This window comes from Pseudomonas sp. FBCC-B1565 (assembly GCF_059133265.1).
The window spans coordinates 5821760-5845757 of sequence record NZ_CP101438.1; the positions used below are offsets into that span (position 1 = coordinate 5821760).

Consider the following 23998-nt stretch of genomic DNA (forward strand, 5'->3'; position numbering starts at 1 on the left):
CTAAAAGTGGGAGGGGGCTTGCCCACGATAGCGGCATATCAGACTGATAAGGTGCCTGGTACACCGCCATCGGGGGCAAGCCCCCTCCCACAATGGCCTATGTATTTAGTCGACCAGGGTGCAGGCCATGACGACCGCATCTTCGCGGCCACCGACAGCCGGGTAATAGTCCCGGCGACGGCCGATCTCGTTGAAGCCATAGCGCTCATACAGGCGAAACGCGCCGGTATTGCTGTCGCGCACCTCCAGGAAACACTCCCGCGCACTGGCGGCATAGGCGCGGGACATCAGGTGTTCCAGCAGCGCCAGGCCAAGGCCGCGTCCCTGGTTTTCCGGTTTGACGGTGATGTTCAGCAGATGCGCCTCGTCGAGGATGATCTGCACCACGCCGTGCCCCACCTGCTGCTCACCTTCAAACATCAGCCAGATCTGGTATTTGCCCAGCCCATCGAGAAAGATCCCACGGGTCCAGGGGTGGCTGAACGCCGCATATTCGATTTTCAGCACGGCGTCGAGGTCGGCCTCGGTCATCGGGCGGAAGGATAAAGCCTCACTCATCGGTTGTTTTCCAGCGCGCCATCAGCCGGCGCATGGCTTGCCAGACATCAGCCTTACGCTGTGGCTCTTCCATTAATAATTCCAGGCCCGGCAAGGCCCACACCAAGCCCAGGCTTTCGACCTGCAACTCGCGGTACCAGGCTTCGGCATTGGCCTCGCCGGCAAAACGCACGGCAGGCAGGCCGATCAGCCACAGGCACGCGCAAGGCTCGTCTTCCAGACGCGCAGACACAAAACCTTGCACAAAATCCCGTGCGGCCTCGGGGCCTTGATCCATGTTGCCACGCACCAGCAGCGGCCAGCGCACCGGGTCGCCGACGATTTGCGGGCTGTCGGGCAGGCCGGCGGCGCGCAGCATGTCCTTGAGCAGCATGTAGGCGGGGTCGCGGGTCTGGAAACGTTCGCCGGTGGGCAACTCCACCAGCAGCAGGCAGCGCCCGGCACGCAGCAATTGCAGGGCAAAGCGCGGTGGCGGCACCACCGGGGCCTTGACCACCGGGGCCGTCTCTTCGACCACCTTGGCGGCCTTGGTCACCGGCGCGGGGCGCGGCACTTCGATCTTGGCCCGTTCGACCACCGGTCGCGCCTCCGGCGTGGGCTTGACCACAGCCACCGGCGCAGCCGCTTCCTCGCCCGAAGACTCGAACGCCTCATAGGGCTCAAGCGCCTGCAACAGCTCGGGCCGCGACGGCGCGGCAAACGGCAGTTCGGTGCGGGGCAGCCAGTTGACCACCTGCATGGCGGTCAAGTAAGCGCGACGTCGGGACTCGATAAGCACAGCTCGGCCACTTGTGGATAACTAAAGAGCGGGGATTCTACCGCTGTTCGGCAACAATCGCCCACTGCGTACTGACCGGCTGTGGATAAATCCCGCGTCCGATGCAGTACAATCGCGACTTTTAATCGCCAACCAGCTGGCCATTCCGATGATCGAACCCAAGCGCGTCTTGCGCGCCCTCGCCGAACACTGGGCCCTGCTTGAGCCACTGTGCGAACACTTCGACCAGGGCACCCTGAGCCTGAGTGAACTGCGCGCACAACTGGCCGCCCAACAACTGGACAGCACGCCACAGGACATCACCAGCCTGCTGGACGTGTGGATTCGCCTGGACATCCTGGTGCCTGTCGCCAAGAGCCCGAACCGTTTCGAGCTCAACGCACAGATCCACGACTTCCTGGCTTATCTTCGCAAGGAGCACCGGCTTGGCCTGTGCCTGGAAATCGAAGCCTACCTGCGCCACCTCGAGCGCCTGGCCGGTTACATCCAGGACGCCTTCGACATCCGCGATGGCCACGACCTGGCCCGTCAACTGCGCCTGCTCGACATGCGCGTGCGCGATGTGCTGAAAAAACTCGCCAACGACGAACAGGCCCTCGCCGCCGTGGCCGACCGCGCCAAGACCAGCGACCGGCAGATCCCGTTGCGCCAGCGTTATGCCGAGGTCCTGGCGACCTGGGACGAATACGTCGAACCGATGATCCAGCTGGTGAACGCCGACGGCGCCTTCGAACAAGGCGTGCGCAAGGTGGAAAATGTGTTGCTGCGCATGCTCACCGAACAGCAGCGCCTCGGCCACCTGGTGGACGACGACATGTTGCTGCGCACCCACGCGCGCATCCTGGAGATGCAGACCAGCGCCCAGTTGACCTTGCGTCATGCCCGCGAACTGCTGCTGCCGCTGCGTGAAGAAGCGCGTCGGCACAACGCCGTGACCCGTGGTGCGGCGCTGGCCTTGTCGGCCATTCGCCGCAAAGGCCTGGACGCAGTGCCGCAAGCGGCGATGCCGATGTTTACCCGGCCGCAGAGCACCTTCCTCGGCAGCGCCAGCCAGGTCGAAGCCTATGTGTATGCCCTGGCGAATTTCGAGCCGAAACCGGCGCGCTTTCCCAAGGCGCACAAGTCCCACAAAGGCGACGCCCAGCGTGCACCGCGCACGGTCAAGGAGATGCTCGAGCGCTGCGAAGACGCGCTGCCGATGCCGGACCTGATGACCTGGCTGCTGGAGCAGGAACCGGACGGCGCCACCGACGAATTGCTGTACTGGTTCTCGCGCCTCTCGCGGGAAAAACGCTTCAAGCGCGAACGCCTGGAACGCCGCGATTACCACACACACGAGCACCAGGTCAGCCTGCGCTCATTCGCCCTGCTCCCGGCCGGATCCGACGCCGCCGAGCACCCTGCGAGTACACCTCATGCATCTTGATCTATCCGAACTGTCCCAGCTGGCGCCGATCTTTCGCGAGCTGTTCAAGGGTTACCACGTCAGCCGCCGCGACCCGGAGCTGTACGCACAGCTGTCGAACTTCCAGGACCAGTACCGCACGCTCTTCAAGGCCCTGGGCTTCGAGCTGGTGTGCGACACGCGGGGCTTTTACTACTTCGTGCCGGACACTGCCGTGGCCGCCGCGCAGGTCAACAAGACCGCCCAGCGCCTGGCGCTGTTCACCTTCATCATCGTCGAGCACCTGGCCGACCAGGGCCGCGACCCGATCGCCGTGCTTGACGGTGGCAGCCTCGGCCGTGATGAGCTGCCATCGTTGCTGGAGAAGTACCGTGACCTGTTTATCCAGGCCGAGGTGCAGACCCAGGAAGAACTCGAAGAAAAAATCATGCGCCGCATGACCCAGCTGGGTTTTGCCAGCGAAGACAACGGCATCTATCGCTTCCTGCCGCCGATGCACCGCTTCCTCGATGTGTGCCTGTCGGTGCAGCAAGACCGCGACCTGGCAGCCAGCGTGCACAGCGTGTTGCCGCTGCCGGCACCGGTGATCATCGACGAAGACAGCGATGAGAAATTGCTGAAAACCGATGACCCACTCGACTTGAGCGACTTCGCCGATGAAAGCGAAGAAGACGCCCTGGCCCGCGCCATTGCCGAAGAACAGGAGACCGATGCATGAGCAAGGAACGCTACGGCATCCGCCGCTTCGCCCTATTGAACACCGCCGGCTACAGCCTGGGCCTGTTCCCGCTGGAAGAGCCGCTGTCCGTGTATGGCGCGAACAACCTGGGTAAATCCGCCTCGATCAACGCCTTGCAGTTCCCGATCCTGGCGCGCATGTCGGACATGAGTTTCGGCAAGTACACCCTGGAACAATCGCGGCGCTTCTACTTCGCCACCGACACCAGCTACATCCTCGTGGAAGTCTCGCTGCCCCACGGCCCCCATGTGATCGGCGTGGTCGGGCGTGGCCCGGGCGGTGGTTTCGGTCACCAGTTCTTCGCCTATGCCGGCAAGCTGGACCTGGCGCACTACCAGAAGAATGACACCTGCCTGCGTCAGAAAGAGCTGTTCACCAACCTCGAGCGCGAAGGCCTGAAAGCCTACGAACTCAAGCCGGATGAACTGCGTCGCTTGCTGGTGGGCGGGCATACGTCGATCCCGCTGGACCTGACGTTGATTCCACTGCGCTCCACCAGTGAGCAGAGCCTGAAGACCTTCCGCGCACTGTTTATCAACCTGCTGCACATGCGTGAAATCACCGCGGCCAAGCTCAAGCAATTGTTCCTCGATGCGTTTGAACACAGCCTGCGTTCGGGTAGCGTGGACTACATCGCGGCGTGCGAAGAAGCCTTCCGCGATGTGCGACGCATGGAGCAGGACTACAACTCCCTGGTTGCAGCTGGCCCGCTGGTTGAAGCGCTGTCCAATGGTGTTCGTCAGCGCGACGTGCTGCGTGGCAAATTGCATCGCCTGTCGCCATTGCTCGACTCGTTGCTGGGCACCTGGTCGGACTACGCCAGTGCGCGCAAGGAAGAACTGACGATTCAGGCCGAGCACTACCGCAACGAGCAGGACGCGCTGCAAAACGACCAACGTGGCGGCACCCAGGAGCTGATGCGCCTGGAGCGGGAAATCAGCGGTATCCAGCGTTGGCTGGGCGAATTGTCGGTGCTCAAGCATCGCTTCGCCCTGGTGGATGACGTGAAGGTGCTGGAGCAGCAACTGCTGGCGGCCAAGGATGCCCACGATGAACTGGCGGGCGCCCTGGCGCAGTCGCGGCAGTTCAGCGCCGAGGATCTGGACGAGCGTTTGCGCGATCTGGAAAAGCGCCTGAAGTCGGTCAAGCAGCAGCTCGATCACGCGGACAACAACAGCTACGCCAAACTGCGCGAAGAATTCTCACAGCAAGACGTCGAGCGTCTGATGCGCCTGTTCAACAGTTCGTTGTTCAGCCTGCCGTTGGGCGAACATGGCATCACGCTGGACGAGGACGGCCAGTGGGTCAAATCCCTGGAGCAGATACTCGACGGCTTCAAGGGTGAGCGCTTTGAAGTACCGGGGCTGTCCATCGACATCTCCCACATCGAACCACCGGCCTTGCAGGCCCTGGCGGATCGCGCGGCGTTGCGCGACCAGAAAGAGCGCCTGGAGAAAGAACTCAAGCAGCTGAAAACCCAACAGGCTGTCGCCTCCGACCGTGCCGCGAGCAAGACGCAGACCGAAGCGCTGTACCAGCAGGTGCTCGATGCGCAAAAGGCCCTTGAAGACTTCCGCCGTGCGCAAACCCTGAGCGCCGAAGAAGGCGAGAAGCTGGAAAACCTGGCGCAGATGGAAGCGGCGCAGGATGAGTTGAAGCGTTCCAGTGATGCGTTCACCGAGCGTGTTCAGCAACTGTCGGCCAAGCTGCAATTGGTCGGCCGCCAGATCGGTGACATGGAAGCCAAGCAACGTACGCTGGACGACGCGTTGCGTCGCCGTCAATTGTTGCCGGCGGACTTGCCGTTCGGCACGCCGTTCATGGACCCGGTCGACGACTCCATGGACAACCTGCTGCCGCTGCTCAATGACTATCAGGACAGCTGGCAAGGTTTGCTGCGCGCCGATGGCCAGATCGAAGCGCTGTACGCCCAGGTTCGCCTCAAGGGCGTGGCCAAGTTCGACAGCGAGGATGATGTCGAGCGTCGCCTGCAATTGCTGATCAACGCTTATGCGCACCGCACGGATGAAGCGCTGACACTCGGCAAAGCCCGCCGTGCGGCGGTCACCGATATCGCACGGACCCTGCGCAACATCCGCAGCGACTACGACAGCCTTGAGCATCAACTGGCGTTGTTCAACCGTGAGATCAACAAACGCCAAGTCTCCAACCTGCAAAGCTTCCGCATCGTGCTGGCGCCGAACAAGGAAGCGCTCAAGCATATCGACCAGATCATCCACAGCGCCGGTCAGTATGAAGAAGGCGAAACCCTGTCGGTGTTCGACCTGAGCCAGAGCGCCGAGCAGGACAACAAGAACGAAGAAGCCAAGGAGTACCTGGCGCGGCTGGTGGCGGCCAACCATAACCAACTGGGCCTCAAGGACTTGTTCGAGCTGGCGTTCGAGATCACCAAAGTGCATGGCCAGCCGGTGATTCACACTGACATCGATGGCGCCGCGTCCAACGGCACCACCATGACCATCAAGGCGCTGACCAACATGTACTTGTTGCTGCACTTGATGGACCGTGACCAGGCCGGGCGTGTGCGCTTGCCGTACTACCTCGACGAAGCGGCGGACATCGATGAGAAGAACCAGGCTGCCCTGTTGGAGACCAGCTTGCAGCTGGGCTTCGTACCGATCCTGGCCAGTGTGAAGCCGCAGGTCTCCGCCCAGGTGGCGATCGACCTGGAAGGTGGCAGCGGGCCGAATGGGATCTACATCGATGAGGCGGACTGGAAGTACATCCGTCGTCATGATGTGGTGAAGGCGACGATGAATGTGCAGGCGGATGAGCCGGAGCTGGATGAAGTCTGACGCCCTGCGCTGTGTCTAGTCCTGAAATAGGTTTACACCTGTTTCACCCCAACGCCCGATGCACTGCATCGGGCGTTTTGTATTTTAAGGACAAGTGCGGGCGCTCCTGGTTGTAGATCAAGATCGCCTCCCGCACCATTTGCTCCGCTTGAACCAAGTCTGTCGGCCGGTGAAGCAAGAGTTCCGCCTTCAAGATTCCGTTGACCCGTTCTGCCAAGGCGTTTTGGTAGCAATCGTAGCCATCAGTCATCGAGCATGTGATGCCATGCTTGGCATGGATTTTTTGATAGAGCACTGAGCAGTACTGCACGCCGCGATCCGAGTGATGAACCAGTTTCTGGCCCGTTCGACGTGCCTTCAACGCCATGCGTAAGGCTTGGGCTACCGAATCGGCATGTAGACTGCCATGCACGTGATAACCAACTATTTTCCTCGAGAAGGCATCCGTCACCAAACTTAGGTAGGCCGGTTCATCGCGCCCTGTAGATAGGTAGGTGATATCCGCCACCCAGACCTGTTCCGGGCCAGTAGCTACGACTTGTTGCGGGCCAGGCTTTAGCAAATTGGGATGGCAGCGAAAGCGATGATGGCTATCGGTCGTCTTGTGATAGGCCCGTCTCCTGCGCACCAACTGCCGGTGCTCTCGTAAAACCCCAAACAAACGATCTCGTCCGACATGCAATTCTGGCTTGTCATGCTTCGCTTGCATCATCGAGTGCAATTTGCGGGTGCCAATGCACGGTTGGCGCACACGAACTTCCTGCACAAACTGGAGAAGTTTCTGATCTTGATCGGCTCGGGCACGATGGACCCGGTCACGCTTGTAATAGGCTTGGCGACTGATACTCATAAACTGGCAAGCCCTGCTGACACTCAGGGTCTGGGTTTGCGCAACGACTTGCCGGACCGCTTTTTTACAACGGATACACCGTAATCGTTCTTCAGAACATCGACCACGTCTTCAAAGAATTTGGCCTTCTGGTTGGCCAGTGCCAGTTGTTCCTCGAGCTCTTTGATTCTTTGCTCGGGAGTCAACGGCAAGGTAGGTTTGTCCATCGGTCGGCTCCTCTGGGTCCGAATGGAGGCGCCTTGGCTCCAGTCCTGCCGACCATGCTTGCGTAACCACACCAACACCGTCGAACGACCCTGAATCCCATAACGCCGTTGAGCTTCTTTATAACTCAACTCGCCTTTTTCGACTTGGTCGACAACCGACAATTTAAAAGTCAGCGTGTAATCTCGTTGACTGCGTTTTGCGCCCGTATTCATTGCACCTTCCCGATAAGACGTCAGAAGGTGTAAACCTTATTTAGGACGAGACACTGAAATGCAAAAGGCCGCGATCTATGGATCGCGGCCTTTTTTGTGGCGCTTATTTGCCGAGCGGGATTTTAGGTGCCCAGGTCAGCCACTCATCTTCAAACTTGTCGAACAGCGGGAAGGTTTGCTGTGGCCGGGCGGCATTGCCCATGCGCTCGCCATCGGGTGTGGCGAAGGCGATACCGCCGGCGACCAGGGTTTCCAAGGACTCCGTGCGTACGGTTGCGCCTTTGAACAGGCCGAAGTCGAGGCCAAAGCCACTGGTGTTCCAGAACCGGCTGCCGCCACGGACCAGCGGGGCATATTTCGGCTCGATCAGAATGTGGATCAACACGCGGTCGGCGGTTTGGCCCAGCTCGTAGCCAGTGACTTTGCCCACGGTGACTTCGCGGTAGGTGACCGGTACGCCCTCCTTCAACGATCCACGGCGGGCGGCGCTGAGTGTCAGGCTCAGGCCGGCTTCCTGATGGGCGGCTTCAGGGGGCTGGTCCAGCGCGACGAAACTCTTCTGCGGGCCGGCGTTTTTTGCTGCCGGTTGCACTTCGATGTATTGACCGGTGACCAGGGTTTCCAGGTTGGCGGTTTTCATCAGGCCCAGCTCAGGCTTGACCACCCAGAACTGACTGCCGACGCGGGCGATACGATCCGCTACCTGGGTGATACGCGCACTGAGCAGCACCGATTGCATATCGGCACTGAGGTCAACACTTTCGATCTTGCCCACGTCCAGGCCTTTGAAACGTACCGGTGTACCAGGGCGCATGCCGTCAGCGCGGTCGACCTTGATGGTCACCAGGGTACCGTGCTGGTTGGCGGCCTCGCGGTCGGCAAACAGGCGGAAACGCGGGATGCGCTTTTTCAGCGGAACGTTCTGCTCAGGTGTTTCGAAGGCGATGCCTCCGGCCATCAGGCTGGCCAAGGATTCACTCTTCACCTGGATGCCGCCAGTAAGGCCACCGGTCAGGGTGACGCCGCTGGCATTCCAGAAGCGTGTCGAACCGTTGACCAGGTTTTCATATTCCTTCTCGATGTGGACACCGATCACCAACTGCTTGTTCTTGCGCGAGAACTGGTAGCTCTGCACCGAGCCGACCTTGACCTGTTTGTAGAGGATCGGGCTGCCGACATCCAGGGAGCCGAGGTTGTCGGTGAACAGCACCATGTGCAGGCCAGGGGAACGCAGGTCCAACGGTGGCGCCTTGGCCCGTGCGACGTACTCACGCTGTGGAGGCGTCCCTTTGTCACCTGGGCGAATGGCGATGTAGTTACCTTTGACCAAGGCTTCAAGCCCGGTGATACCCGCCAGGGAAATAGACGGTTTGACCACCCAGAACTGAGTGTCTTGCACCAGGTAATCTTCAGCCAGGGGATCAAGGGTCAGTTCGGCGTTAGCACTGGAAAGGTCTGGGTTGATCTTCAGCGTTTTCAGGCTGCCGACCTGGATACCTTTGTACATCACGGGTGTACGGCCGGCCTGCAGGCCTTCGAAGTCGGAGAGTGTGACCTTGACCTTGATGCCGGCCGCGGCGGCGTCGAAATCTTCGTACAGGCGGAATGGCAGGCTCGGATCCGTAGGCGGACTGTCCTTGCGGTTCTCCGGCGTGGCGAAGGCGATGCCGCCTGCCACGATGCTGGAGAGGGATTCGCTGCGCACTTTCACGCCGGAGAGATTCGCATCGATGCTGATGCCGCTGGCGTTCCAGAAACGTGTGTGTTTACGCACAAGGCTGGCGTAGGTCGGTTCGATATAGACCTTGATCTCGACGGTGCTCTGGTCTTCGGAGAGCAGGTAGCTTTTGACCTGGCCCACTTGGATCTGCTTGTAGAACACCGGGCTGCCACGGTTGAGCGAACCGAGACGGTCAGCCTTGATGGTCAGGTGCAAACCGGGCTTGGCGTCGGACAAGGGCGGCTCTTCGGAGAGCGCCTTGAACTTGCGCGTGGGCTCACCGTCACCAGGGCTGGCAGCGATGTAGTTACCCGACACCAGGGTTTCCAGGCCGGTGATGCCGGCGAGGCTGACACTCGGTTTTACCAGCCAGAAACGGGTATTGGTCTTCAGGTATTGTTCGACGTCCTTGTTCATCTCGATGGTGGCAATCACCCCGCGATTGTTACCCTCGTCATCCAAGGCCAGGGCCTTGACCTTGCCCACCGGCATGCCTTTGTAGACCACTTCGGTCTTGTTGACCTGGATGCCTTCGCCGCTTTCAAAGCGCACCTGGATGTCGATGCCCTGCTGGGAATAGGCGCGCCACCCCAGCCAGCCACCGATGATCAGGGCAATCAGAGGCAACACCCAAATGGCCGACCAGTTGGAGGCTGGGCGGGTTTTAGCTTTAGGCAAATCACTCATGGTCGTCGTCCGACTCCGTGTTATCCCAAATCAGTCGGGGATCAAAAGTTACTGCGGCAAGCATCGTCAAGATCACCACACTGGCGAACGCCGCAGCGCCGAGATTGGCCTCGACACTGGCGAGTCGCCCAAAGTTTACAACCGCCACCAGGATGGCGATCACGAAGATATCCAGCATGGACCAGCGGCCAATGAATTCGATAAAGCGGTACATCACAATGCGTTGTTGCGCGGACAGGGGTTGGTGACGCTGCACCGAGAACAGTAGCAGACCTATGCCGACCAGCTTGAACGTCGGCACCAGGATGCTGGCGATGAACACCACAGCCGCGATAGGGTACATGCCATGCTGCACCAGTTGAATCACCCCGGCCATGATAGTGCTGGGGTCACCCTGTCCAAGCGAATTGATGGTCATGATAGGCAACAGGTTGGCGGGAATGTACAAGATCGCCGCGGTGATCAGCAGCGCCCAGGTACGGGTAAGGCTGTTGGGGCGACGGGCATGGATCAGCGCTCCACAACGGGTGCAGGTTTGCTCGTCGCTATCAGCGTCTTGTATGTTCAACTCGTGGCATTCGGTACAAATCAGAATGCCTGCATCAATCGCCCGCATGATCATCCTCTCCTGATAGCGCTTGCCAGATCTGGTGGGGCGACATCACCACCTCAAGCAACACCTGAACCACCAATAGGCTGATAAAGCAGACCAGCCCCAGGCCTATCGTGATGGAGGCCATGTCGGCGAGTTTTACGATCGCCACCAGTACGCCCATCAAATAGACCTCCAGCATTCCCCAGTCTTTCATGTGATGGTAAATGCGGTACAGCAGCAGCCCATAACTGCGCCCGACATTCCAGCGGATGCTGAGCAGCACTGCCAATTGGCAAAGCAGCTTGAGCAAGGGGATGCCCATGCTGCACAGGAAAACCACAGCGGCGACACCTTGCATGCCGGTGTCAAACAAACCAACGACGCCACTCCACACGGTGTCCTCGGAGGACTGCCCAAGTAGATTGAGCTGCATGATGGGTAGAAAGTTCGCGGGTATATACAGCAACAGTGCAGCCAGCACCAAGGCGAGGCTTCGCTCAACGACATTGTGGCGGTGAGCAAAAAGCTCATAACCGCAACGCGGGCATTGGGCTTTTTCGCCAAGGGCGAGCTCCGGTTTGCGCATCAGCAAGTCGCACTCATGGCATGCCACCAGGTCGTCCAGTGGTAAATCCGATAGCTCGAGGGCATCAGCCGGATCAGGCATAGATAGGGCTCTGGCTCTAAAAATGGTTAGGTGCCTATTCTAGTGCTCTGGTTCAGAAATAACTGTGCAAATTTGTCGGGGGATAAGTAGCGCTTGAGTTTTCGACCGCCCAAAACAAAACCCCTGACTGCGTTAGCAATCAGGGGTTCTGGAATTTAATCTTGACGATGACCTACTCTCACATGGGGAAACCCCACACTACCATCGGCGATGCATCGTTTCACTGCTGAGTTCGGGATGGGATCAGGTGGTTCCAATGCTCTATGGTCGTCAAGAAATTCGGGTACTGAGTCGTGGCCTGGGCCTCGCTTCAGCAAATTGGGTATGTGACAGCTTTCGGTGTTTTGTGAACATCGAACTTTCGGTTCATTTCGTCTTCACACACCGCAATCTGATGCTCGTTAGAGTAGTCAAATTGCTTGGGTGTTATATGGTCAAGCCTCACGGGCAATTAGTATTGGTTAGCTCAACGCCTCACAGCGCTTACACACCCAACCTATCAACGTCGTAGTCTTCGACGGCCCTTCAGGGAACTCAAGGTTCCAGTGAGATCTCATCTTGAGGCTAGTTTCCCGCTTAGATGCTTTCAGCGGTTATCTATTCCGAACATAGCTACCCGGCAATGCCACTGGCGTGACAACCGGAACACCAGAGGTTCGTCCACTCCGGTCCTCTCGTACTAGGAGCAGCCCCTCTCAAATCTCAAACGTCCACGGCAGATAGGGACCGAACTGTCTCACGACGTTCTAAACCCAGCTCGCGTACCACTTTAAATGGCGAACAGCCATACCCTTGGGACCGGCTTCAGCCCCAGGATGTGATGAGCCGACATCGAGGTGCCAAACACCGCCGTCGATATGAACTCTTGGGCGGTATCAGCCTGTTATCCCCGGAGTACCTTTTATCCGTTGAGCGATGGCCCTTCCATACAGAACCACCGGATCACTAAGACCTACTTTCGTACCTGCTCGACGTGTCTGTCTCGCAGTCAAGCGCGCTTTTGCCTTTATACTCTACGACCGATTTCCGACCGGTCTGAGCGCACCTTCGTACTCCTCCGTTACTCTTTAGGAGGAGACCGCCCCAGTCAAACTACCCACCATACACTGTCCTCGATCCGGATAACGGACCTGAGTTAGAACCTCAAAGTTGCCAGGGTGGTATTTCAAGGATGGCTCCACGCGAACTGGCGTCCACGCTTCAAAGCCTCCCACCTATCCTACACAAGCAAATTCAAAGTCCAGTGCAAAGCTATAGTAAAGGTTCACGGGGTCTTTCCGTCTAGCCGCGGATACACTGCATCTTCACAGCGATTTCAATTTCACTGAGTCTCGGGTGGAGACAGCGCCGCCATCGTTACGCCATTCGTGCAGGTCGGAACTTACCCGACAAGGAATTTCGCTACCTTAGGACCGTTATAGTTACGGCCGCCGTTTACCGGGGCTTCGATCAAGAGCTTCGCGTTAGCTAACCCCATCAATTAACCTTCCGGCACCGGGCAGGCGTCACACCCTATACGTCCACTTTCGTGTTTGCAGAGTGCTGTGTTTTTAATAAACAGTCGCAGCGGCCTGGTATCTTCGACCGGCATGAGCTTACGGAGCAAGTCCTTCACCCTCACCGGCGCACCTTCTCCCGAAGTTACGGTGCCATTTTGCCTAGTTCCTTCACCCGAGTTCTCTCAAGCGCCTTGGTATTCTCTACCCAACCACCTGTGTCGGTTTGGGGTACGGTTCCTGGTTACCTGAAGCTTAGAAGCTTTTCTTGGAAGCATGGCATCAACCACTTCGTTACCTAAAAGGTAACTCGTCATCAGCTCTCGGCCTTAAGATCCCGGATTTACCTAAGATCTCAGCCTACCACCTTAAACTTGGACAACCAACGCCAAGCTGGCCTAGCCTTCTCCGTCCCTCCATCGCAATAACCAGAAGTACAGGAATATTAACCTGTTTTCCATCGACTACGCTTTTCAGCCTCGCCTTAGGGACCGACTAACCCTGCGTCGATTAACGTTGCGCAGGAAACCTTGGTCTTTCGGCGTGGGTGTTTTTCACACCCATTGTCGTTACTCATGTCAGCATTCGCACTTCTGATACCTCCAGCAAGCTTCTCAACTCACCTTCACAGGCTTACAGAACGCTCCTCTACCGCATCACTTACGTGATACCCGTAGCTTCGGTGTATGGTTTGAGCCCCGTTACATCTTCCGCGCAGGCCGACTCGACTAGTGAGCTATTACGCTTTCTTTAAAGGGTGGCTGCTTCTAAGCCAACCTCCTAGCTGTCTAAGCCTTCCCACATCGTTTCCCACTTAACCATAACTTTGGGACCTTAGCTGACGGTCTGGGTTGTTTCCCTTTTCACGACGGACGTTAGCACCCGCCGTGTGTCTCCCATGCTCGGCACTTGTAGGTATTCGGAGTTTGCATCGGTTTGGTAAGTCGGGATGACCCCCTAGCCGAAACAGTGCTCTACCCCCTACAGTGATACATGAGGCGCTACCTAAATAGCTTTCGAGGAGAACCAGCTATCTCCGAGCTTGATTAGCCTTTCACTCCGATCCACAGGTCATCCGCTAACTTTTCAACGGTAGTCGGTTCGGTCCTCCAGTTAGTGTTACCCAACCTTCAACCTGCCCATGGATAGATCGCCCGGTTTCGGGTCTATTCCCAGCGACTAGACGCCCTATTAAGACTCGCTTTCGCTACGCCTCCCCTATTCGGTTAAGCTCGCCACTGAAAATAAGTCGCTGACCCATTATACAAAAGGTACGCAGTCACAGAACAAAGTCTGCTCCCACTGCTTGTACGCATACGGTTTCAGGATCTATTTCACTCCCCTCTCCGGGGTTCTTTTCGCCTTTCCCTCACGGTACTAGTTCACTATCGGTCAGTCAGTAGTATTTAGCCTTGGAGGATGGTCCCCCCATATTCAGACAAAGTTTCTCGTGCTCCGTCCTACTCGATTTCATGACTAAGAGATTTTCGCGTACAGGGCTATCACCCACTATGGCCGCACTTTCCAGAGCGTTCCGCTAATCTCAAAGCCACTTAAGGGCTAGTCCCCGTTCGCTCGCCACTACTAAGGGAATCTCGGTTGATTTCTTTTCCTCAGGGTACTTAGATGTTTCAGTTCCCCTGGTTCGCCTCTTGCACCTATGTATTCAGTACAAGATAACCATCTTATGATGGCTGGGTTCCCCCATTCAGACATCTCCGGATCAAAGTCTGTTTGCCGACTCCCCGAAGCTTTTCGCAGGCTACCACGTCTTTCATCGCCTCTGACTGCCAAGGCATCCACCGTATGCGCTTCTTCACTTGACCATATAACCCCAAGCAATCTGGTTATACTGTGAAGACGACATTCGCCGAAAATTCGAATTTCTCAACTAAGAGAACTCACAAATTTTACCTTAGCCTGATCCGTTACCAGTGAAAGTAACGTTCAGTCTATCTTTCTATCACATACCCAAATTTTTAAAGAACGATCTAATCAAAGACTAGAAATCAACATTCACCATCACCTTGATGGAATGCTCATTTCTAAGCTTTCAAAACTTTCAGAAGCAGTAGTGGTGGAGCCAAACGGGATCGAACCGTTGACCTCCTGCGTGCAAGGCAGGCGCTCTCCCAGCTGAGCTATGGCCCCGTATTTCTACAGGCGTTTCCCACACAAAATTGGTGGGTCTGGGCAGATTCGAACTGCCGACCTCACCCTTATCAGGGGTGCGCTCTAACCAACTGAGCTACAGACCCAATTTCGGGCTGCTTCTTATCGTCTTCTTCAATGAATCAAGCAATTCGTGTGGGAACTTATGGAGCAGCTGATGTCGTCGATTAAGGAGGTGATCCAGCCGCAGGTTCCCCTACGGCTACCTTGTTACGACTTCACCCCAGTCATGAATCACACCGTGGTAACCGTCCTCCCGAAGGTTAGACTAGCTACTTCTGGTGCAACCCACTCCCATGGTGTGACGGGCGGTGTGTACAAGGCCCGGGAACGTATTCACCGCGACATTCTGATTCGCGATTACTAGCGATTCCGACTTCACGCAGTCGAGTTGCAGACTGCGATCCGGACTACGATCGGTTTTATGGGATTAGCTCCACCTCGCGGCTTGGCAACCCTCTGTACCGACCATTGTAGCACGTGTGTAGCCCAGGCCGTAAGGGCCATGATGACTTGACGTCATCCCCACCTTCCTCCGGTTTGTCACCGGCAGTCTCCTTAGAGTGCCCACCATTACGTGCTGGTAACTAAGGACAAGGGTTGCGCTCGTTACGGGACTTAACCCAACATCTCACGACACGAGCTGACGACAGCCATGCAGCACCTGTCTCAATGTTCCCGAAGGCACCAATCTATCTCTAGAAAGTTCATTGGATGTCAAGGCCTGGTAAGGTTCTTCGCGTTGCTTCGAATTAAACCACATGCTCCACCGCTTGTGCGGGCCCCCGTCAATTCATTTGAGTTTTAACCTTGCGGCCGTACTCCCCAGGCGGTCAACTTAATGCGTTAGCTGCGCCACTAAAAGCTCAAGGCTTCCAACGGCTAGTTGACATCGTTTACGGCGTGGACTACCAGGGTATCTAATCCTGTTTGCTCCCCACGCTTTCGCACCTCAGTGTCAGTATTAGTCCAGGTGGTCGCCTTCGCCACTGGTGTTCCTTCCTATATCTACGCATTTCACCGCTACACAGGAAATTCCACCACCCTCTACCATACTCTAGTCAGTCAGTTTTGAATGCAGTTCCCAGGTTGAGCCCGGGGATTTCACATCCAACTTAACAAACCACCTACGCGCGCTTTACGCCCAGTAATTCCGATTAACGCTTGCACCCTCTGTATTACCGCGGCTGCTGGCACAGAGTTAGCCGGTGCTTATTCTGTCGGTAACGTCAAAACAATCACGTATTAGGTAACTGCCCTTCCTCCCAACTTAAAGTGCTTTACAATCCGAAGACCTTCTTCACACACGCGGCATGGCTGGATCAGGCTTTCGCCCATTGTCCAATATTCCCCACTGCTGCCTCCCGTAGGAGTCTGGACCGTGTCTCAGTTCCAGTGTGACTGATCATCCTCTCAGACCAGTTACGGATCGTCGCCTTGGTGAGCCATTACCTCACCAACTAGCTAATCCGACCTAGGCTCATCTGATAGCGCAAGGCCCGAAGGTCCCCTGCTTTCTCCCGTAGGACGTATGCGGTATTAGCGTTCGTTTCCGAACGTTATCCCCCACTACCAGGCAGATTCCTAGGCATTACTCACCCGTCCGCCGCTCTCAAGAGAAGCAAGCTTCTCTCTACCGCTCGACTTGCATGTGTTAGGCCTGCCGCCAGCGTTCAATCTGAGCCATGATCAAACTCTTCAGTTCAAACATCTTTGGGTTTTTAAGAAACCCTAAACTTGGCTCAGCAATCGTTGGTTACATCTTTGATTTCTCGCGGAGTAACTTGTGATGCTGATAATCTTGTTGACTATCAGTCTGACTCCACAAGCACCCACACGAATTGCTTGATTCAGTTGTTAAAGAGCGGTTGGTTAAGATCTTTCGTCTCAACCGAGGCGCGCATTCTACAGCAGCCTCATTTGCTGTCAAGTGATTATTTTCAGAAGTTTTCGAAGATTTCTTCAACAACTTCAACCACTTGCGCTTCCGATCTCTCGTTAGCGGGAGGCGAATTCTACAGCGTTACACGCTGCTGTCAACACCTCTTTTTCTCCGCTTTCGACCGAGAGGATCGAAACGTTAATAGAGCCAGACAACACTGCTCTACCAACTCCTTCTGGGCTTCGATGAACTGAAGCAACTCGCTGTCGAATTCTGCGTAACTCTTTGTTTACCAAGGAGTTTTTCGTTTCGACTGCGCCGGAAGTGGGGCGAATTATAGACTTCCAGAATCTGCCGTCAACACCTTTTTTCATATTTCTGTCACATGGGTCAAAAAAGCCCCAGAAACGCGAAAGCCGGCCCCAAGGGGCCGGCTTTCAGCACTGCTTACAAGCTAGGGAAAGCAAATTGCGAGGCTTCATGGCTGGCCCGTTGCGGCCAGCGCTGGGTAATCGCCTTGCGACGAGTATAGAAACGCACCCCATCCGGCCCGTAGGCATGCAGGTCGCCAAACAGCGAGCGCTTCCAGCCACCAAAGCTGTGATATGCCACCGGCACCGGCAATGGAACGTTCACCCCCACCATACCCACTTCAATCTCGTCACAGAACAGACGCGCCGCTTCACCGTCACGGGTGAAGATACACGTACCGTTACCGTATTCATGATCGTTGATCAGTTGCATGGCCGCTTCCAGGCTATCCACCCGCACAACACACAATACCGGCCCAAAGATCTCTTCTTTGTAGATACGCATTTCAGGCATCACATGATCAAACAGACTACCGCCCAGGAAGAAACCTTCTTCATGGCCTGCAACACTCAGCCCACGCCCATCAACCACCAACTTGGCGCCCGCTGAGACACCGTCTTCTATATAGCCACTGACTTTATCCCGCGCCTGACCGGTCACCAGCGGCCCCATATCCAGGCCACAAGAAGTCCCCGCCCCAATCTTCAGCGCCTTGACCTGCGGCACCAGCTTGGCGATCAACGCATCCGCCACCTGGTCGCCCACGCACACCGCCACCGAGATCGCCATGCAACGCTCGCCGCAGGAACCGTATGCCGCCCCCATCAGAGCGCTGACGGCGTTATCCAGATCTGCATCCGGCATCAGCACCGCGTGGTTCTTCGCCCCACCCAATGCCTGTACGCGCTTGCCACGCTTGGTCGCTTCGGAATAGATGTACTCGGCAATCGGCGTCGAGCCCACGAAACTCAGCGCTTTCACTTCCGGCGCTTCGATCAGCGCATCCACCGCGCCCTTGTCGCCGTGCACCACGCTGAGCACGCCTTTGGGCAGCCCGGCTTCCTGCAGCAGTTGTGCAATCAGCAATGTCGAGCTCGGATCACGCTCCGATGGTTTCAGGATGAAACAGTTGCCGCAAACGATCGCCAGCGGGTACATCCACAGCGGCACCATCGCCGGAAAGTTGAACGGTGTAATACCGGCCACCACGCCCAGCGGCTGGAAATCTGACCAGGCATCAATGTTCGGTCCTACGTTACGGCTGTACTCACCCTTCAGAATCTCCGGTGCAGAGCACGCATACTCGACGTTCTCGATACCGCGCTTCAATTCACCGGCGGCATCTTCCAGCGTCTTGCCATGCTCTTCGCTGATCAATTGCGAGATACGCGCTTCGTTCTGTTCCAGCAATTGCTTGAAACGAAACATCACCTGCGCACGCTTGGCTGGCGGAGTATTACGCCAGGCCGGGAACGCTGCCTTGGCGGAGTCGATCGCCTGTTGGATGGTTTCACGGCTGGCCAACGGCACTTGATGAATCACCTGGCCGGTCGACGGGTTGTACACGTCAGCACTACGGCCGAAATCATTGACCAACTCACCGTTGATCAAATGCTGGATAAGGCTCATGCGGGGCTCCTGAAAAAGTTGTTCTATATAGAAGGAGAAATCAGTCGATCTTGTTCAGCACTTCGCCGACCGCATCGAACAGGCGATCCAGGTCCTGCGGCTTGCTATTGAAGGTTGGCCCGAACTGCAGCGTGTCACCGCCAAAGCGCACGTAGAAACCGGCTTTCCACAAGGCCATGCCAGCCTCGAATGGACGCACGATGGCATCACCGTCACGCGGGGCAATCTGGATCGCGCCGGCCAGGCCGTAGTTGCGGATGTCGATCACGTTCTTGCTGCCCTTCAAGCCATGCAGCGCGTTCTCAAAGTGCGGGGCAACCTCAGCGACGCTCTGCACCAGGTTTTCCTTCTGCAACAGGTCCAATGCCGCCAGGCCAGCCGCGCAGGCCACCGGGTGCGCCGAGTAGGTGTAGCCGTGGGGGAATTCCACCGCGTACTCCGGCGTCGCCTGATTCATGAATGTCTGGTAGATCTCGCTGCTGGCAATCACCGCGCCCATCGGGATCGCGCCGTTGGTGACTTGCTTGGCGATGCACATCAGGTCCGGGGTCACGCCGAAGCTGTCGGCACCGAACATCGAGCCGGTACGGCCGAAACCGGTGATCACTTCATCGAACACCAGCAGGATATTGTGCTGATCACAGATCTCACGCAGACGCTTGAGGTAACCCTGTGGCGGCACCAGCACACCCGCGGAGCCGGCCATTGGCTCGACAAATACTGCGGCGATGTTCGACGCATCGTGCAATTCGATCAGCTTGAGCAGTTCGTCTGCCAGCGCAATACCGCCCTGCTCCGGCATGCCACGGGAGAAGGCATTGCTCGCCAGCAAGGTGTGCGGCAAATGGTCAACGTCCATCAAGCCCTGGCCAAACAGCTTACGGTTGCCGTTGACGCCACCCAGGCTGGTACCGGCAATGTTCACACCGTGATAGCCACGGGCGCGGCCAATCATCTTGGTCTTGGTGGCCTGGCCCTTCAGGCGCCAGTACGCACGCACCATCTTCACCGCCGTATCGGCGCACTCGGAGCCAGAGTCGGTGAAGAACACATGGTTCAGGTTGCCTGGGGTCAGGTCGGTGATCTTTTCCGCCAATTGGAAGGACAATGGATGACCGTATTGGAAGCCCGGCGAGTAGTCCAGAGTCCCCAGTTGTTTGGCGACTGCTTCCTGAATCTCCTTGCGCGTATGCCCGGCACCACAGGTCCACAGGCCCGACAACGAGTCATACACCTTGCGGCCTTTGTCATCGGTCAACCAGCTTCCTTCGGCGGCCACGATCAGCCGCGGGTCGCGCTGGAAGTTACGGTTGGCGGTGTACGGCATCCAGTGCGCGTCCAACTTCAATTGGCTGGCCAGGGACGATGGGGCGTTTTCGGGCATGTTCATCAGCAAAACCTCGCAGGGCAAAAGGCAGCGTCGGGATTGAAAAGCGTTGTTGCAGCTAAATTGCCACGACGATAAAGTCGGTGAAATTCAACTCTTCTAACCTTCAGTCAGGCCTTCACTAAACTATGAGCAGCCGTCGACCCGATCCCCTGGCCCAAGTCAGCGACTTCGATATCCGCCTGCTGCGCATCTTTCGCAGCGTGGTGGAGTGCGGCGGCTTTTCAGCGGCGGAAACCGTGCTGGGCATCGGGCGCTCGGCGATCAGCCAGCAAATGAGCGACCTGGAGCAACGCCTTGGATTAAGACTGTGCCAACGCGGCCGCGCCGGTTTTTCCCTGACCGAAGAGGGCCGCGAGGTCTACCAGTCGGCCCTGCAACTGCTAAGTGCCCTGGAAAGCTTTCGCACCGAGGTCAATGGCCTGCACCAGCACTTGCGCGGCGAGCTGATCATCGGCCTTACCGATAATCTGGTCACCCTGCCCCACATGCGCATCACCCACGCACTTGCGCAGCTGAAGGAGCGCGGGCCGGACGTGCAGATCCAGATCCGTATGATCGCCCCCAACGAAGTCGAACAAGGCGTACTCGACGGTCGCCTGCATGTCGGCGTAGTCCCCCAGGCCAGCGCCCTGTCAGGGTTGGAATACCAGCCGCTGTACAGCGAACGCTCACTGCTCTACTGCGCAGTCGGCCACCCCTTGTTCTACGCCGACAACAAGCAACTCGACGATGCACGCATCGATGCCCAGGACGCCATCGCTCCGACCTTCCGCCTGCCCGCCGAGATCCAGGCCCATTACCAGGCGCTCAACTGCACGGCCAGCGCCTCCGACCGCGAAGGCATGGCGTTCCTGATCCTCACCGGCCGCTACATCGGCTACCTGCCCGACCACTACGCGAGCCTGTGGGTACAACAAGGCCGACTGCGTGCGCTGAAACCGGCTACGCGTTTTTACGATTTAAGCCTCGCATCGGTCACGCGCAAAGGCCGGCGCCCCCATTTGGTGCTGGAAAGCTTCCTGGAAAGCCTCGCAGCAACCCGCTAACTCGGCCTCGCAGCTAAAAGCTGAGCAGTTGGACAGCTTTTTGCAACAACCCAGGGACATAGACCTTGAGTTTGCCCGCCATGCCACCAGAAGCGTCCAACAGCAGCGATCTTATCTACGGCCTCAACGACCGCCCGAAACCCGCGCCGGCCTTTCTCGCCGCACTGCAACATGTACTCGCTGCATTTGTCGGCATCATCACTCCACCGCTGATCATCGGCTCCACCCTGGGCCTCACCGCCCATTTGCCTTACCTGATCAGCATGGCGTTGATGGTCTCCGGTGTCGGCACCTTCATTCAGGCGCGCAGGCCATTTGGTATCGGTGCCGGGATGATCTGCCTGCAAGGCACCAGCTTCGCGTTTCTGGGCGCAGTGTTGTCGGCGGGCTTTCTGGTGAAACAACGCGGCGGCAGCCCGGAAGACATCATGGCGATGATCTTCGGCGTGTGCTTTTTCGGCGCCGTGGTACAGATCGTGTTGAGCCGGTTTATCGGGCAACTGCGCCGGGTGATCACGCCCCTGGTGACCGGAATTGTCATCACCCTGATCGGCATCAGCTTGATCAAGGTCGGTATCACTGACCTTGGCGGCGGCTTCAACGCACCCGACTTCGGCGCACCCACCAACCTCGCGCTGGGTCTGTTCGTGGTGCTGACGATCATTCTACTCAACCGTTCGAACACAGCCTGGGTGCGCCTCTCGGCCATCATTATCGGCCTCGCGCTCGGCAGCCTGGCTGCGTGGTTCAGCGGCAAGCTCGTGCCTCAAGCCTTGCCCGACCTGCCGCTGGTCAGCCTGCCGATCCCGTTCCGCTTTGGTTTCAACTTCGACTGGAGCGCCTTCCTGCCGATCGCGCTGATTTATCTGATCAGCAGCATTGAAACCGTCGGCGACCTCACCGCCAACTGCATGATCGCCCGCCAACCTATCAGTGGCCCTTCTTATATAAGCCGACTCAAGGGCGGCGTACTCGGTGATGGCGTGAGCTGCATGATCGCCGCCACCTTCAGCGCCTTCCCCAACACGACCTTCGCGCAGAACAACGGCGTGATCCAACTCACTGGCGTGGCCAGCCGTTACGTTGGCCTGTACATCGGCGTGGTGCTGTTTTGTCTCGGTTTGTTTCCACTGATTGGCGCAGTACTGCAGCAAATCCCCAAGCCGGTATTGGGCGGCGCGACGCTGGTGATGTTCGGCAGTGTCGCCGCTGCGGGCGTACGCATCCTCGCCCAGGCGCCGCTGGACCGGCGCAGCATGCTGATCATCGCCACTTCGTTTGGCGTCGGCCTGGGCATCGCCGCCCAGCCGAACCTGCTGCATCAGATGCCGACGCTCATACAAAACCTGTTTGACTCCGCCATCACCAGCGGCGGGCTGACGGCCATCGTATTGTGCTTGCTGCTGCCGGAAAGCAAGGCCCTCAACGCTGCCGCAAACAAAGCGCCGGAAAGCGACAGCCTGGAACCGCTTTGACGGTTTTATTGCATCAGGACTTGTCTGAGGCTTGAGGGTGGGTTATCTGTGCACACGTCGTCTCAATCGATCAGCACGGAAACCTCCATGAGCCTCGAAGTTCCTGCCCACAGCACCCACGCCGGTAAGCCCGCCAGCCGCATTCGGCAAAAGAACGAACAAGCGATTCTGCAGGCAGCTGAAGACGAGTTCGCGCGCCATGGCTACAAAGGCACCAGCATGAACACCATTGCGGCCAGTGCCGGGCTGCCCAAGGCCAACTTGCATTACTACTTCACCAACAAGCTGGGCCTGTACATCGCGGTGCTCAGTAATATCCTCGAACTGTGGGACAGCACTTTCAACACGCTGACCGCCGAGGATGACCCGGCCGCGGCGCTCACCCGCTATATCCGCACCAAGATGGAGTTCTCGCGGCGCCAGCCACAGGCTTCGCGAATCTTCGCCATGGAGATCATCAGTGGCGGCGAATGCCTCACCGAATATTTCAGCCAGGACTACCGCGCCTGGTTCAGCGGCCGGGCAGCCGTGTTCCAGGCCTGGATCGACGCCGGCAAGATGGACCCGATAGACCCAGTGCACCTGATCTTCCTGCTGTGGGGCAGCACTCAGCACTATGCCGACTTCGCCACCCAGATCTGCCGCGTCACCGGTCGCACCAAGCTGACCAAGCAGGACATGGAAGACGCCGGCACCAACCTGATCCATATCATCCTCAAGGGCTGTGGCATCAAGCCCGTCCATTAAACGAAGCGACTTATGCCTTTCACGCTCACCGGCCTTTGCGAGTTTCGCGAAGAAATACGCAAAAGCCGCTTTATCACCCTCGCCGCACCGATCACCAGCCCGCAAGACGCCCAGGCGTTTTTCGAGCAACACAGCGACTTGAACGCCACGCACAATTGCTGGGCCTGGAAACTGGCCGATCAATACCGCAGCAACGACGATGGCGAACCCGGCGGCACCGCCGGGCGGCCGATCCTGGCGGCCATCGAGGCACAGGGTTTTGATCAGGTGGCGGTGCTGGTGATTCGCTGGTACGGCGGCATCCAGTTGGGCACCGGCGGCCTCGCCCGGGCCTACGGCGGCGGCGCCAACAAATGCCTGCAAACGGCCGACCGCATCGAACTGATCAGCCGTGTCCCGTTGAGTTGCGCCTGTGGCTTCGCCGAGCTGAACCTGGTGAAATTGCGTGTGGCTGAGCTGGGTGGACTGGTGGTCGAAGAAACCTTCACCGCCAACGGCGTCGAGCTGCAACTGGCCTTGGGCGAAGCACATATCGACACCCTGCAAATTCAACTCGCCGACCTCAGCCGTGGGCGTATCCTGCTACAACGTTGAACTCCGTGAACCGCGACGCTA

General features: G+C 57.8%; 14 protein-coding genes, 2 tRNA genes, 3 rRNA genes and 1 pseudogene. 7 read left to right on the top strand and 13 right to left on the bottom strand.

All coding sequences use genetic code 11. The annotated features are described in order from the left end of the window. Window positions 1-105: 105 nt before the first annotated feature. Both rimI and NL123_RS27085 read right to left on the bottom strand, forming a co-directional pair. Window positions 106-558 (bottom strand): ribosomal protein S18-alanine N-acetyltransferase, encoded by a 453-nt coding sequence (gene rimI, locus NL123_RS27080; protein WP_005784514.1) that lies wholly within the window; start codon window positions 556-558, stop codon window positions 106-108. Then, window positions 551-1297 carry an energy transducer TonB gene (locus NL123_RS27085; RefSeq protein ID WP_494358346.1) on the bottom strand — a complete coding sequence of 249 codons (747 nt, stop codon included), beginning with the start codon at window positions 1295-1297 and terminating at the stop codon, window positions 551-553. The genes rimI and NL123_RS27085 overlap by 8 nt, the downstream gene beginning before the upstream one ends. Before the next feature lie 187 nt (window positions 1298-1484). On the opposite strand from NL123_RS27085, the gene mksB reads away from it, so the two are divergent. From mksB to mksF, 3 genes are read left to right on the top strand one after another with little or no spacing between them, the layout of a single operon-like run. After that, window positions 1485-2762, top strand: coding sequence for an Mks condensin complex protein MksB (mksB, locus tag NL123_RS27090; protein ID WP_071494283.1), 1278 nt, complete (start codon window positions 1485-1487; stop codon window positions 2760-2762). Next, on the top strand, window positions 2752-3459 hold the full coding sequence (gene mksE, locus NL123_RS27095) for an Mks condensin complex protein MksE (RefSeq protein ID WP_016974932.1): 708 nt from the start codon (window positions 2752-2754) through the stop codon (window positions 3457-3459). Before mksB ends, mksE begins: the two co-directional genes overlap by 11 nt. Beyond that, window positions 3456-6296, top strand: coding sequence for an Mks condensin complex protein MksF (mksF, locus tag NL123_RS27100; protein WP_028618682.1), 2841 nt, complete (start codon window positions 3456-3458; stop codon window positions 6294-6296). Before mksE ends, mksF begins: the two co-directional genes overlap by 4 nt. Before the next feature lie 15 nt (window positions 6297-6311). Here mksF and NL123_RS27105 read toward each other — a convergent pair. The 11 genes and pseudogenes from NL123_RS27105 to aptA form a co-directional block, all read right to left on the bottom strand. After that, a pseudogene (locus NL123_RS27105) lies at window positions 6312-7565 on the bottom strand (IS3 family transposase). A gap of 103 nt (window positions 7566-7668) precedes the next feature. After that, window positions 7669-9972: a PqiB family protein gene (locus tag NL123_RS27110; RefSeq protein WP_494356698.1), complete on the bottom strand. Its 2304-nt coding sequence runs from the start codon at window positions 9970-9972 to the stop codon at window positions 7669-7671. After that, a complete protein-coding gene (locus NL123_RS27115) occupies window positions 9965-10588 on the bottom strand; it encodes a paraquat-inducible protein A (RefSeq protein WP_248485960.1) in 624 nt (207 codons plus the stop codon). The genes NL123_RS27110 and NL123_RS27115 overlap by 8 nt, the downstream gene beginning before the upstream one ends. Beyond that, window positions 10575-11234, bottom strand: a complete 660-nt coding sequence (locus NL123_RS27120; protein WP_494356699.1) for a paraquat-inducible protein A — start codon at window positions 11232-11234, stop codon at window positions 10575-10577. The genes NL123_RS27115 and NL123_RS27120 overlap by 14 nt, the downstream gene beginning before the upstream one ends. Before the next feature lie 159 nt (window positions 11235-11393). Next, a 5S ribosomal RNA gene (gene rrf, locus NL123_RS27125) occupies window positions 11394-11509 on the bottom strand. Window positions 11510-11664: 155 nt separating this feature from the next. Continuing rightward, window positions 11665-14556 (bottom strand): 23S ribosomal RNA (locus NL123_RS27130). A 249-nt stretch (window positions 14557-14805) separates the two neighbouring features. Beyond that, window positions 14806-14881, bottom strand: a tRNA-Ala gene (locus NL123_RS27135). A 30-nt stretch (window positions 14882-14911) separates the two neighbouring features. Then, window positions 14912-14988: transfer RNA gene (locus NL123_RS27140), tRNA-Ile, on the bottom strand. A gap of 82 nt (window positions 14989-15070) precedes the next feature. Continuing rightward, window positions 15071-16607 (bottom strand): 16S ribosomal RNA (locus NL123_RS27145). Together the 16S, 23S and 5S rRNA genes with 2 tRNA genes alongside form the textbook arrangement of a ribosomal RNA operon. 624 nt (window positions 16608-17231) lie before the next feature. Then, window positions 17232-18725 carry a CoA-acylating methylmalonate-semialdehyde dehydrogenase gene (locus NL123_RS27150; protein WP_494356700.1) on the bottom strand — a complete coding sequence of 498 codons (1494 nt, stop codon included), beginning with the start codon at window positions 18723-18725 and terminating at the stop codon, window positions 17232-17234. 40 nt (window positions 18726-18765) lie between these two features. Beyond that, window positions 18766-20115, bottom strand: a complete 1350-nt coding sequence (aptA, locus tag NL123_RS27155) for an omega-aminotransferase AptA (RefSeq protein WP_065900385.1) — start codon at window positions 20113-20115, stop codon at window positions 18766-18768. Between the two features lie 125 nt (window positions 20116-20240). On the opposite strand from aptA, the gene NL123_RS27160 reads away from it, so the two are divergent. The 4 genes from NL123_RS27160 (at window position 20241) to NL123_RS27175 (ending at window position 23977) form a co-directional block, all read left to right on the top strand. Continuing rightward, window positions 20241-21161 (top strand): LysR family transcriptional regulator, encoded by a 921-nt coding sequence (locus tag NL123_RS27160; RefSeq protein WP_038845836.1) that lies wholly within the window; start codon window positions 20241-20243, stop codon window positions 21159-21161. 80 nt (window positions 21162-21241) lie between these two features. Next, window positions 21242-22636: a uracil-xanthine permease family protein gene (locus NL123_RS27165; protein ID WP_494358347.1), complete on the top strand. Its 1395-nt coding sequence runs from the start codon at window positions 21242-21244 to the stop codon at window positions 22634-22636. Window positions 22637-22723: 87 nt separating this feature from the next. Further along, on the top strand, window positions 22724-23383 hold the full coding sequence (locus NL123_RS27170; protein WP_494356701.1) for a TetR/AcrR family transcriptional regulator: 660 nt from the start codon (window positions 22724-22726) through the stop codon (window positions 23381-23383). 12 nt (window positions 23384-23395) lie between these two features. Further along, entirely contained in the window at window positions 23396-23977 is a 582-nt protein-coding gene (locus tag NL123_RS27175) for an IMPACT family protein (protein WP_058423629.1), read from the top strand. Window positions 23978-23998: the final 21 nt, after the last annotated feature.

Bases quoted from the DNA above. Each gene is read 5' to 3' on its own strand.
- NL123_RS27115 (WP_248485960.1), bottom strand. From the start codon at position 10,588: ATGCGGGCGATTGATGCAGGCATTCTGATTTGTACCGAATGCCACGAG.
- NL123_RS27110 (WP_494356698.1), bottom strand. From the start codon at position 9,972: ATGAGTGATTTGCCTAAAGCTAAAACCCGCCCAGCCTCCAACTGGTCG.
- NL123_RS27085 (WP_494358346.1), bottom strand. From the start codon at position 1,297: ATGCAGGTGGTCAACTGGCTGCCCCGCACCGAACTGCCGTTTGCCGCG.
- aptA (WP_065900385.1), bottom strand. From the start codon at position 20,115: ATGAACATGCCCGAAAACGCCCCATCGTCCCTGGCCAGCCAATTGAAG.
- NL123_RS27165 (WP_494358347.1), top strand. From the start codon at position 21,242: ATGCCACCAGAAGCGTCCAACAGCAGCGATCTTATCTACGGCCTCAAC.
- NL123_RS27170 (WP_494356701.1), top strand. From the start codon at position 22,724: ATGAGCCTCGAAGTTCCTGCCCACAGCACCCACGCCGGTAAGCCCGCC.
- NL123_RS27120 (WP_494356699.1), bottom strand. From the start codon at position 11,234: ATGCCTGATCCGGCTGATGCCCTCGAGCTATCGGATTTACCACTGGAC.
- NL123_RS27175 (WP_058423629.1), top strand. From the start codon at position 23,396: ATGCCTTTCACGCTCACCGGCCTTTGCGAGTTTCGCGAAGAAATACGC.
- NL123_RS27150 (WP_494356700.1), bottom strand. From the start codon at position 18,725: ATGAGCCTTATCCAGCATTTGATCAACGGTGAGTTGGTCAATGATTTC.
- NL123_RS27160 (WP_038845836.1), top strand. From the start codon at position 20,241: ATGAGCAGCCGTCGACCCGATCCCCTGGCCCAAGTCAGCGACTTCGAT.
- mksF (WP_028618682.1), top strand. From the start codon at position 3,456: ATGAGCAAGGAACGCTACGGCATCCGCCGCTTCGCCCTATTGAACACC.
- rimI (WP_005784514.1), bottom strand. From the start codon at position 558: ATGAGTGAGGCTTTATCCTTCCGCCCGATGACCGAGGCCGACCTCGAC.
- mksB (WP_071494283.1), top strand. From the start codon at position 1,485: ATGATCGAACCCAAGCGCGTCTTGCGCGCCCTCGCCGAACACTGGGCC.
- mksE (WP_016974932.1), top strand. From the start codon at position 2,752: ATGCATCTTGATCTATCCGAACTGTCCCAGCTGGCGCCGATCTTTCGC.